Origin of the sequence: Zhongshania sp. (assembly GCF_041584495.1) — a bacterium.
GTDB lineage: Bacteria > Pseudomonadota > Gammaproteobacteria > Pseudomonadales > Spongiibacteraceae > Spongiibacter.
Genome location: NZ_JBFHDY010000319.1, coordinates 1 through 1,120, shown reverse-complemented (window position 1 = coordinate 1,120; position 1,120 = coordinate 1). Strand labels below are relative to the sequence as shown.

The 1,120-nt window shown below is 50.3% G+C and carries 1 protein-coding gene; it reads right to left on the bottom strand.

From position 1 onward, the window contains the following. Nucleotides 1-652: 652 nt before the first annotated feature. Nucleotides 653-1,099 carry a hypothetical protein gene (locus ABYP33_RS19515; protein WP_373093055.1) on the bottom strand — a complete coding sequence of 149 codons (447 nt, stop codon included), beginning with the start codon at nucleotides 1,097-1,099 and terminating at the stop codon, nucleotides 653-655. Nucleotides 1,100-1,120: the final 21 nt, after the last annotated feature.

Below are 1,120 nucleotides of genomic sequence, written 5' to 3'. Positions count from 1 at the left end.
GATTATTGTCTGGTGTTACAAGCTCATCTGTCTCAGAGTTGGTTAGTGTGCATGAAGCTACTTAAGAAAGATATGGACAAGCACAGCTCACTGGTCCCCCTGAGCACCTCACAAGACTGGGAACATCCTCTCAAGGGTTAAAACAGACGGGCATACGGGCTGAGAATTTATTTTGAAGGCAGGATAAACAGGCCAGCTCTAAGAAGATACTGTTTTGAAAGCTCACACGTTTCATAAGTTTCTGAGTTCAGGCAGTCTCAGTTCTCATCCACTGAGTCCTGGGCCCTCAAAAGCCCTCCAGGTCCACCACAGAGGCTGTTCTAACTGGGTGCTGAGCCTATACAAAGCCCTGGCACTCACACAACTGCCATTCCCCAAGATCAACTCGTCTCCTGTAAATATGTGCTGTTTGTATCCGGCACAGGGCTGATGAAGATGGATCCCGATGGAGCCTACTGTGCATTACTTCCTGATGTGCAGAGATGTGTGTGGTGAGACTGTGCGGGATGCTGGGAGCAGTGTGCAGTGCGTTGGGAGACTGAGAAGTGAAAGCCCTGTTGGTTTGAGGGGAAAGCAAGGAAGTGTGACCTTTCCCATAGCTACTCCCACAGTGAGAAAGAGACAGAGTGAGCTGAGTAGAAGTGCACTGCGGTCAGACTCCACAGTTCCGAATATACCCGGATAGATCTCGGTTTTTACAGTGTCTTTGCCATGCCACCCATGCTCGAATGCCTTGGGGATCCCTCACAACTCTCTTCGCACATTGTATGGCTTGAGTGATGTCATCCTGCAGCAGAGCGCTGCAGGGTATCCCACAGGCGTTCTTTGCTCTTGGGGTTTTGCCGTCATTACACCAGTATCGGCTATTGATCTGAAATATCCCATAGTCGGTGCTTTGGTCTCCAGGGTTGTAGTTTCTGGCTTGTGTGTTATAATTGCTCTCATGCTGAGCTAAACACACCCAGTCTGCCAGGCTGACTCCATAGTAGCCAGACATCCCATTCCTTTTCAGAGTTCTGGCGAACTCACAGCGTTCATAGGTCTTGGCCTGGACAGAGGCAGAGAGCAGGAGGAACCCCAGAACTAGGAGAGCCTTCATGGTGACTGGAAGCTGGACCAG